This window comes from Paenibacillus macquariensis, assembly GCF_900156375.1.
Classification (GTDB): Bacteria; Bacillota; Bacilli; order Paenibacillales; family Paenibacillaceae; genus Paenibacillus_AQ; species Paenibacillus_AQ macquariensis.
This window is the reverse complement of sequence record NZ_FTNK01000014.1, coordinates 145,903-156,652: the sequence shown is the minus strand read 5'-3', so window position 1 is coordinate 156,652 and position 10,750 is coordinate 145,903. Positions and strand designations below refer to the sequence as shown.

At 39.6% G+C, this 10,750-nt stretch carries 10 protein-coding genes; 9 read left to right on the top strand and 1 reads right to left on the bottom strand.

Annotated features, from left to right (window positions below; all coding sequences use genetic code 11):
* Positions 1-259 (bottom strand): HTH domain-containing protein (locus tag BW961_RS21520; RefSeq protein ID WP_342190467.1); only part of this gene is annotated, 259 nt, incomplete at its 3' end.
* Positions 260-536: 277 nt separating this feature from the next.
* Between BW961_RS21520 and BW961_RS21515 the strand changes: the two genes are divergently transcribed.
* The 9 genes from BW961_RS21515 to BW961_RS21475 all read left to right on the top strand — a co-directional run bounded on the left by BW961_RS21515 (position 537) and on the right by BW961_RS21475 (position 10,487).
* The gene (locus BW961_RS21515) at positions 537-1,508 is read left to right on the top strand and encodes an ABC transporter permease (protein ID WP_068592117.1); all 972 of its coding nucleotides are present in this window, start codon (positions 537-539) and stop codon (positions 1,506-1,508) included.
* A 19-nt stretch (positions 1,509-1,527) separates the two neighbouring features.
* Positions 1,528-2,418: a carbohydrate ABC transporter permease gene (locus tag BW961_RS21510; protein WP_068592087.1), complete on the top strand. Its 891-nt coding sequence runs from the start codon at positions 1,528-1,530 to the stop codon at positions 2,416-2,418.
* Positions 2,419-2,515: 97 nt separating this feature from the next.
* Positions 2,516-4,186: a type 2 periplasmic-binding domain-containing protein gene (locus tag BW961_RS21505; RefSeq protein WP_068592085.1), complete on the top strand. Its 1,671-nt coding sequence runs from the start codon at positions 2,516-2,518 to the stop codon at positions 4,184-4,186.
* A gap of 87 nt (positions 4,187-4,273) precedes the next feature.
* Complete coding sequence (locus tag BW961_RS21500) at positions 4,274-6,190, top strand: cache domain-containing sensor histidine kinase (RefSeq protein ID WP_068592082.1); 1,917 nt, start codon at positions 4,274-4,276, stop codon at positions 6,188-6,190.
* Entirely contained in the window at positions 6,162-7,748 is a 1,587-nt protein-coding gene (locus tag BW961_RS21495; protein ID WP_068592080.1) for a response regulator, read from the top strand. Before BW961_RS21500 ends, BW961_RS21495 begins: the two co-directional genes overlap by 29 nt.
* Before the next feature lie 292 nt (positions 7,749-8,040).
* The gene (locus tag BW961_RS21490; protein WP_068592078.1) at positions 8,041-8,610 is read left to right on the top strand and encodes a sulfurtransferase TusA family protein; all 570 of its coding nucleotides are present in this window, start codon (positions 8,041-8,043) and stop codon (positions 8,608-8,610) included.
* Positions 8,611-8,652: 42 nt separating this feature from the next.
* Entirely contained in the window at positions 8,653-8,868 is a 216-nt protein-coding gene (locus tag BW961_RS21485) for a hypothetical protein (protein ID WP_068592075.1), read from the top strand.
* 57 nt (positions 8,869-8,925) lie between these two features.
* On the top strand, positions 8,926-9,321 hold the full coding sequence (locus tag BW961_RS21480) for a DsrE/DsrF/DrsH-like family protein (RefSeq protein ID WP_068592073.1): 396 nt from the start codon (positions 8,926-8,928) through the stop codon (positions 9,319-9,321).
* 20 nt (positions 9,322-9,341) lie between these two features.
* Complete coding sequence (locus BW961_RS21475) at positions 9,342-10,487, top strand: MBL fold metallo-hydrolase (protein WP_068592072.1); 1,146 nt, start codon at positions 9,342-9,344, stop codon at positions 10,485-10,487.
* Positions 10,488-10,750: the final 263 nt, after the last annotated feature.

The following is a 10,750-nucleotide window of genomic DNA, read 5'->3' as shown; positions in this document are numbered from 1 at the left end:
CGAGAGCAGTGTACGTATTACGCCAACGATTTAGACAATGCTTTGGCTTGTCACGACCAATGAAATCCAAGTCAAATCCAGCTTCAAGAAAGATCTCCATTGGAGTCTGTCCCTTCTCGTAGGCTTTCACTGCGGCCAGCTTAAATGTGGGTGAATACGTAATGGTCTTCTCCCTGACATTCTGAACATGGGGATTTACCTCCAATTGCTTGATCTCATGTTCATTAAATATCTTTGAAGTTCCTCTCGCTTTGTTCATAAATTGACCTCCGCTTTTTTAGATAATTCGATTAAAACACAAATGACCCGCAAGAGGGTCACTTTTTTCAAAGTTTCCATCTTACGGGTCACAGTTCAGAGCTAAATGGAAAGTCGCCTTTATTAATATTATTTTCTATCATTACCCGAAAAATGAGACCCTAAATACGAAATCTGAAGCCTTATGTCTATGAGGAAAAGGACGTACTATAAAGATAGTGATGTAAGTGCTTTCAACATAGAGAAAAAGAATCAGCATGGAGGTCGAAATCGTGGAAATGAAACCTACTATAAACAGAGAAATTGCATCGCAAGAAATCCCAGTTAATTCGCCCTCAACTCGGCGTAAATGGTTGAAGAAATTATACACCCAGAGGCATCTTCAGACCATGGCTTTACTTGGAGTCGCATGGATGATTATCTTCAATTACATTCCAATGTATGGTGTAATCATCGCCTTTAAAAATTTCGATATTATCCATTCGATATCAGAAGCACCTTGGGCTGGGCTAGAGCATTTCAGAGCTTTTCTGGAAGATGAGAACCTAGGGAATGTCATCAAGAATACGATCGGGATTAGTTTTATTAAGTTAATAATAGGATTCCCATTACCTATTATTTTTGCTCTCTTTCTAAATGAACTACGATCTGTTCGTTTCAAGAAATTCGTACAAACGATTTCTTACCTACCACACTTTCTCTCATGGGTTGTATTGGGAGGCATATTAGCAACTTGGTTAGCAGACGTTGGAATTATTAATAATATACTATTATTTTTACATATTATTGATCAACCTATTACCTATTTGGCCGAGCCTAGCTATTTCTGGACAATTATTATTTCTTCAGATTTGTGGAAAGAGTTAGGATGGTCTGCGATCATCTATCTGGCTGCGATCTCGAGTGTATCTCCTGAAATGTACGAAGCAGCGACCATCGATGGTGCAGGACGTTTTCAGAAAATGTGGTATATTACACTGCCGTCCATTAAATCTACAATTAGTATTTTATTCATACTAGCAGTCAGTGGCGTGCTTAACTCTAATTTCGATCAGATTCTAGTCTTACGTAACTCGCTCAATGACAGTGCAAGTAATGTAATAGACTACTATGTATATCAAACAGGTATTCTTAACGGTAGGTATTCCTATTCAGCTGCTGTTGGTTTGATTAAGTCAGTGATTGCATTGATCCTACTACTTGTTGCGAATAAATTTTCTAAAAAAATTAACGATACGTCGCTGTTTTAGAATAAGGAGGCTCATACACATGTTTAAACTTCAACGAAAAACGAAAAGTGAGGCCCTATTCGATATCATCAACACCATCGGTATGTTACTTATTTGTTTCGTCACCTTGTACCCGATATGGTACGTGTTGGTCAACGCTTTTAACAATGGGACAGATGCCATGAGTGGTGGTATCTACTGGTGGCCTAGAATGTTTAGCTTTGAGAACTTCGAAGCGGTATTTGATAGTCCAGGTATTATGACTGCTATGGGAATTACAGTAGCTAAGACGTTCATCGGTACGGTTGCGCATGTATTCTTTACAGCCATGGTTGCGTATGCCCTCTCACGTAGGGGACTTATCGGAGGTAAAGTGTATATCCTGATTGGGACGGTTACATTGTTCTTCGCAGGTGGACTGATTCCATCGTTCCTACTTATGAAAGATCTTCATTTACTTGATAATTTTCTTGTATATATCATTCCTGCTATGTTTAGTTTCTTCGATCTTATTATCTTTATGACGTTCTTTCGTGAAATTCCGGAAGGATTGGAGGAAGCAGCTAGAATTGACGGGGCTAATGATTGGTCCATTTTTCTGAGAATAGTTCTTCCGGTATCCATGCCTGTTCTTGCGACGATTGCATTATTCCATGGTGTATATCAGTGGAATGATTATTTCACGGGCATGATTTATATCAACAATACGGATCTTCAACCTATTCAGACGTATCTATACCGAGTGGTTGCACAATCAAGTTCTAGTCAAATGGTTGCTGCAGTGCAAGGAAGTTCTGGAGCGAAGACAGTAACATCCCAATCGATCAAGCTCGCGACGATGGTCGTTACTACACTTCCTATTGTGTTCGTATATCCTTTCTTACAAAAGTACTTTGTGAAGGGTATGATGATTGGTTCGATCAAAGGATAGTCCATTATTTCAAGATATTCCCCCTTACCGCATAGTGGCGGTAAGGGTTGTAATATAAGCATGATATACTAACTATCATCGAAAAGGGGTAAAGAAAATGAACATGAAGTATTTGAAGCGTAGCTTGCTAATGACTGCGGCATTGGTCGTGGTAGTCTCCACAGCGGCCTGTTCCTCAGGAACGAATAACACTAATAAAGCGGCTAATGGCAATAAAGTTGAAGATAAGCCCGCTGTGACGTTAACTGCAGATCAACCAGGTTGGAAAGAAGACATTTCTCCAATCAAATTTGATTGGTATCTGAACTTCTCTTGGTTCGCGAATAAATGGGGCGTAGATCCGACGTCGAAATACATTACGAAAAAGACAGGCGTAGATATTAACTTTATCGTTCCAGCGGGTAATGAAAAAGAGAAATTAAATACGTTAATTGCATCTGGCAATCTTCCTGACTTCATTACGTTAGATAAAGGAGATGATGCCATTCAAAAGATGATTGACGGTGAAATGGTACTTCCACTTAATAAACTAGCTGATGAGTATGATCCATACTTCTTTACGGCATCTGATGCTGCGAAGTTATCTTGGTATACAAAGCCTGATGGTAATGTCTATGCTTATCCGAATGCATCTTCTTCTCCAAAAGATTATGCTCAATATGGAGATACGTATATCGCTAACCAAACATTCCTCGTACGTAAAGATATGTACGAAGCGATTGGTAGTCCAGAAATGAGAACACCTGAAGGATTTCTGAAAGCGCTACAATTGGCGAAGGAGAAATTTGGCACGGTAAATGGCCAGCCATTAATCCCACTTGGATTACATGAGTTCACAGATACAGGTAACTATTCACTAGAAGTCTTTATTCAGAACTTATTAGCTATCCCAAGAGCAATAGACGGTAAAATAAATGATCGCTCTACGGATCCTGAATATGTGAGATGGCTTAAGACTTTGCGTCAAGCGAATGAAGAAGGATTGTTAGCGAAAGACGTCTTCATTGACAAACGTCCGCAAATGGAAGAAAAAATTGCTCAAGGCCGTTATTTCGCAATGATCTATCAAGGGAAAGATATGGAAGCACAATTAAGTTCGTTATATGCGAAAGATCCAAATGCGGTCTATATCGCTGTAGATGGACCAGCTAACACGAATCTAGATACACCTACGCTGGACGGTCCTGGTATTTCAGGATGGACAGTAACCTTGATTTCTAAGAATGTGAAAGACAAAGCACGTGCTATTCGTTTCATGAGTTATCTGAACAGTGAAGAAGGAAACAAGGATTTATTCTTAGGAGAGAAAGGCTTCAGCTATGATACAATTGATGGCGTAGATCAATATAAACCTGATCAATTAGCATTACTGAATTCAGACCGCTCTGCCTTTGATAAACAGAATGGATCGTCCTTCACATTCTGGATGCTGATGAATACGAATATCACAGATAAATGGGCTCCGAAAGCTGTAGAACCGTTTAAATCTATCCAAGATTGGACTAGAGGGAAGACGGTGAGTGGATCTGAGTTCGAGTTAATTAACCCGACGGGGAATTCGCCAGAAGGTATCATTAATACGAAACTTGGTCAGCAATTTGGTAAAACCCTTCCTAAACTCTTAATGTCCAGTTCGGATGCTGAGTTCGATACCATCTGGAATGATTATCAAGAAAAACGTAAAAAAGATGGATTGGATCAAGTAACGGCATTCCAACAAACGAAATATGAGGAAAACTTAAAGAAATTACAAGAATTCTTGAAATAATTATAATCAAACAAATAGGTCAAGAGCCCTGAATCCGTAATTAACGCGGGTTCGGGGCTGTTTCAACGAGAATGGGGAGAGCTATAGATGATGAAATGGACACCGAAGTTTCTACAATCATTGAGGTATTGGTGGGATCGTAGATCGTTACAGAGTCGCTTAATGTCAGCGTATATCTTAATTATTTTGGTGCCTAGTTTATTTGTCTCTACCCGTTCATTCAATTCGATCAATGAAACCTATATTAGAGATACGATTAGTAAGAATAGTAATTTACTTGAAATGGAGAAATTACAAATTCTGAATCAGATCGAATCGATGGAGCGGTCTGCTCAAATTGTTGAATCTGATAAAGATGTGAAGAATTATTTAACGAGTCAGACGGAACTCGATATAAGTGAACTTGTTGAATTTAATATGAATGCATTTGTTAATTTGACTCGAATCCAGTTTACTAATCCAAATATAGAGCACTTACGGTTGTTCTCGGCCAGTAAGTATGTCCATGAAATTTGGCCTATCTTTTTTCGAGAGGATAGGATTAAGCAGGAACCATGGTATAAGGAGACAATTGGACTGGGAAATCAACCGAAGTGGGTCTTTCAAGACTATGACCTCGATGTGATGGAGGGTTCAAAACCAGAGAATAGTCCTAAAGTATCTTTGCTCCGAGAGATCAGTGTTCCTACCGGTGTACATTCGGGCATTATTCAAGTGGATATGTTGTTATCTAAATTCTCACCTAGGACGTTCTCGAAAATGCAGGATGATCAATCGCAATTTTTTCTAATAGATAGTGACTTGAAACTGTTTACACGACAGAATGATTCCTTCCTTCAGGATAATAAAGTAATGAATCAGGCGATTCGTGATCGCTTCATATCTCTCCAACAAGGCGAGGTATGGAACACTGAGTATCGTGAGAACGGTAATTCATTCTTGTTCATCCAGGTTCCCATTGAGAGTATGAACGCATATTTACTAAATGTGGTCTCTATGGAGGGTGTATCGAAAGAGATTTCCGTTATCCGTAACAAGACCATTGGAACAAATGTGTTGTTTATCGTGTTATTCACGGTGATCGCATATATACTTAATTCTTTTATTCTGAAGAATTTAGTCAGACTTACGGAAGCGATGAAGAAAGCTCGTAGAGGTGAACTCTACACAGGAATTACGATTCGTGGTGGTGGAGAGATTGCGGAGCTTGCTCACCATTTCAATAAATTAATGTACAAGATCAACGAACTTGTTGCCGTGGCTGTTCGTAAGCAGGCATTGACCAAAGAGGCAGAACTACGAACGTTACATAATCAAATTGACTCCCACTTTCTCTATAATACGTTAGAGAATATTAAAATGTTGGCGGAAATAGACAACCATCGCACGATATCTGATGCTCTGACATCCCTTGGTGGGATGATGCGTTATAATTTCAAATGGTCGGGAGAGTATGTCAAATTAAAGGATGAGATTAGACATATTCAGAATTATATCGATGTCATGAATATTCGTTTTGAAGAACCTATCTTATTAGTTATGGAAATACCAACTCAATACATGGAAATAGAAGTACTGAAAATGTCTCTTCAACCACTTATAGAGAATAGTGTCAAGCATGGGTGGTCAGAATCGAGTGATGACAGTACGGACAAAGAAATTCGAATTGTGGTAGAGGCCGTGAAGGATGATATTTGTATATCGATTACGGACAATGGCGACGGGATAGGTATAGATCAACTATTAGAGCTAAATAAAGGAATCCAAGAGGACCGATTCGATGATAAGAATATGTTGGATCGAGATAAGCAAGACCATATAAGAGCGGGTACAGGGATTGGGTTACACAATGTACATCAGAGGATGCAACTCTTTTACGGCAAAGACTATGGGCTGATCATTACAAGTGTTGAGGGCGTGTATACGAAGGTGCTAATTACTTTACCTAGAGTGCTATTGACAGGAGGAAGTACTGATGAAGCGAACACTACTGATCGTAGATGATGAGAAGAATATCCGAGTTGGATTGAAGACGATGATTGAACGAGAGTTCCCAGATATATATTGTATTCATATGGCGAGTAATGGACAAAGCGCATTGGAGCTTTACCGGGAGATATGTGTCGATATTGTGATCACCGATATTCGGATGCCTATCATGGATGGGATTCGCCTTATAACGGAATTAGCTAACGAGAATTGTGGGGAAGGACCGGCTGTTGTCATTCTAAGTGGATTTGATGATTTCGAATATGCGAAGACAGCCATTAAATATAAAGTAAAAGATTATTTATTAAAGCCAATTCGCCGAGAAGAATTATTTGATCTTCTGAATCGTATCGAGAAGGACATAACGAAACAAGAAGCTATCGATCGGCAACGGGAAGAGGAATGTGAACTTTTACATAAGGGCATTCGTGCTAGTCGTATACAGCAATTGTTGCTGCAAGAGAGTCAGTTATCGGAAGATGAGTGGGAGGAGTATAGTTGTGAGATCGGATTTCAAAAGATTGAGAAGCCATTTACATTAGCTGTTGTGAATTTCCGATATGACGATGGGTCCAGAATGTCCCCGAGTGAAACAGAAAGCCTTGTAGATCGGCTGTCGGATTGCTTGGAAGGGAAACTTGAAGTCATGACACCTGACTACGAAGGGCGACTCGTTCTAATCGGGAGTCCAAGGAGTTGGTTTGAAGAGTTATCTAAACAGGCTGAAGCCAAAGGTTGGCAGGGTCTTCGTATCGGAATTTGTAGCACAGAGGGTCATCAGCTAGTGGATATTACTACTCAATATACGGAAGCTGTAAGAGCATTACAGTATACTTTCTTATATCCGCAGGCCCATTTCATTGAGTATGATGCGATCAAGGGGGAACGTAGGAGCTTTCCATACCCTCAGGAAGATATTCGTAAATTAGGTAACATGCTCGGAACAGATCATGAGAAAGAGATGTTGGTTCTGCTAGGCAGTATATTTCAGATTGAACATTTGAATCAGATAGACATCTCATATTTGGAGCGGGTTAGTAGATTGGTAAATGAGCAAGTACTTGATGAAGTGTTTCTAGTTTACGGAGAATCTTCGGTTGAAGTTCTTAAGTTATATAAGAAGGTAGGCAATATGTCTAACTTTCAGAGCTTTCATGATTATTATCGTAAGTTAGAACATCTACTGATCAGTGTGAATGACTATGTTACACAGGTTCGTTCGGCGTATACAGAACATGGAGATATGAAAGAAGCGGTTGCTTTTATAGAAGAGTTCTATTCTCGTGCATTAAATATGGCAATGGTAAGCAATCATGTATCCCTGAATTATTCCTATTTTAGCGAGGCTTTTAAAGCACATACTGGGGAGAATTTCGTTCTATATTTGAAAAAGGTACGGATCCGAAAGGCCAAGGAGTTGTTATTGAGTAGTCCGGTTAAGCTTTCAATGATAGGGGAGTCAGTCGGGTTTGAGAATAGTAAACAATTCTCTCGCGTGTTTAAAGAACTAGAAGGTGTCACTCCTCAGGAGTACCGCATAAAGGTTCAGGCTGATGAACAACTCAAAGCCTAGTGAATTTTTTAAAATACTAAATGTTGGGGATTCAATTGGATTGAATACAATATTAAAATAACAACAAAACTCCCGTCTCACATACTGTGAAATGGGAGTTTTGCTGCACGAACACATAATTAGAATGGTCAAATATATACATATTATTACATTGTGAGATTACTAGAGATAATAAAATTAGCAACGTTAATTGACCTATGAAGAAGATCACACTATACTCATAATATACCCATACGGGTATGAGTATTATTGAATACTAACTTTTGCTTTGCATAATAGGAGGATTAGATTCATGACAATTAAAGTAGATAAAGTGCTGGATGCTAAAGGACTTGCTTGTCCAATGCCTATCGTAAAAACGAAAAGAGCAATGGATGAATTGACTTCAGGTCAAGTCGTGGAAGTTCAATCTACAGATAAAGGTTCCCTCGCGGATATGCAAGGATGGACTAAGAATACAGGTCATCAATATTTAGGCACGATCACGGAAGGAGACGTCCTCAAACATTACATTCGTAAAGCGAACCCTAATGAATTGAAGGAGGAAATGACCTACCTTCATACCGTCTCCAATGAAGAATTGTTACAAATGGTCGAATCAAGCGCAGAAATAACCATTGTAGATGTGCGTGAACCTGCTGAATATAGTTTTAATCATATACCCCATGCCGTATCTATCCCCTTTGGTGAATTAGAGAATCGCATGAATAAGCTCAATACTGAACAACATATTCACGTTATTTGCCATACAGGACATCGAAGTGACATGGCATGCCAAATGCTAGCTGATAAAGGATTCAAGAATGTTACGAATGTAATAGAAGGCATGTCTGTTTGGACAGGCCCGACTGACAATAACTAAACATATTGGCTCAACCCATAATTAGTTTTTGGAAAATGAATCATGCAGAAGTTTAGCGAAGAGGACGGAATTGTCCTGAAGAAGCGAAAGTGTCGCATACAAGCTTTCCGTAGGGAAGCTATTACAAAAGCGATAGCGTTCGCCTACAAGGTTTCCGTAGGAAAACTACTACGTAAGCAATTGCTTGCCCTCGGATTTCAACCGCTAGAAGCAGTAAATAATCAAGAAATCGGAGGGCAACAGCGATCGGAAGGATAATCCGTCATCGTAGCAGTCTTCTAACACAGATACTACAACTCATGGAGGTTATTATTTATGTCTACAAAAGTCGCAATTATCGCAAGTAACGGTGGATTATTCGATGCCTATAAGGTATTCAATATTGCAACAGCATCCGCAGCAACAGATGCAGAGGTCGGAATCTTTTTCACCTTCGAAGGGTTGAACTTAATTCATAAACAAGCGCATCAACAACTACCATTGCCAGAAGGGAAAGAACATTTCGCTGAAGGATTTAAGAATGCTAATGTGCCCGCCATTCCTGAATTGGTGAGCATGGCACAAGAACTGGGCGTGAAGATTATTGCATGCCAAATGACAATGGATGTGATGAATTTAACGAAAGAGGACTTTATCGATGGCATTGAAGTGGGTGGCGCTGTAACTTTCTTGGATTTCGCCAAAGACGCTAACATTAATTTATCGTTCTAATTCAAAAGGGGACTACACATATGATACCTATAGTAGGTTTAGAGGTAATGACAGCCAAAGAACTGGCAAGAATCGTCGTGAACAAAGAAGAATTATTTATTCTTGATGTTCGTAATGAAAGTGATTTTAAGGACTGGAAAATAGAAGGCGAGGGTATTGAAGTACTCAATATTCCTTATTTCGACTTGTTGGATGGCGTGGATGCTGTACTTGATCAGATTCCGGACGGTAACAAGGTGCTTGTCGTATGTGCCAAAGAGGGTTCATCTCAATTTATCGCTGAACAGATGGTGGAGGCGGGACGAAACAATATCTTCTATCTTGAAGGTGGTATGAAGTCATGGAGTGAACATTTGGAACCTATAAGAATCGGTGATCTTACGGATGGGGGTTCAATTTATCAGTTCGTACGCCTAGGCAAAGGATGTCTCTCTTACATGATCATCTCTAATGGAGAAGCAGTAATTGTGGATACGCTTAGAATGACAGATGTATATGGGGATTTTGCTAAAGAACAACATGTGCAGATCAAGCACACGCTGGATACTCACCTTCACGCGGATCATATCTCAGGTGGACGGTTATTAGCTGAAAAAGTGGGCGCAACCTACTGGTTACCTGCAAAGGACGCGACGGAAGTTGTGTTCAATTATGCTATGCTTGAAGAGGGTCAGACCTTGACAGTTGGAAACACAAAGATTAACATACAACCGGTATACTCACCGGGACATACGATTGGGAGTACATCATTGATCGTGGATGATCGGTACCTATTAACAGGAGATATTTTGTTCATGGAGTCGATTGGACGTCCGGATTTAGCAGGTAAAGCAGAGGATTGGGTCGGAGATTTACGGACTACATTATATCATCGTTATAAAGAACTATCAGAAGAGTTGATTGTGCTGCCGGCACACTTTGCCAACATTTCTGAACTTGGTGAGCGCGGACAAGTATCGGGTCGTCTAGCAGATTTGTATGTGATTAACCCAGGGTTAAATATACCGAATGAAGCAGACTTCAGAGACAAAGTAACGAATCATTTACCACCGCAACCGAATGCTTATCAAGAGATTCGTCAGACCAATATGGGTAAGATTCAACCGAGTGATGAAGAACAACGTAATATGGAAATTGGGCCGAACCGTTGTGCAATTCATGACTAATCAAGGTTGCTTGTAGCATCATATACAATTTTTACGCCAAGGGAATGATAGGTTTCTTCCTTATAGTGACCTTGTGAGCATGTTTTAATCAAGTGTACGTTCGTATTATCACAGGTTAGTAATTCATGACACGTTGGGCATCTGCTTTCAAACAAGCTTTTTAATTTATTCAGCACAATAATCACCTAATTCATATGAATTTACTTGGTTTTATTATACCTTTACAATTCCCCTGTGTATAGGGGCTTAATTAAATTATTGTT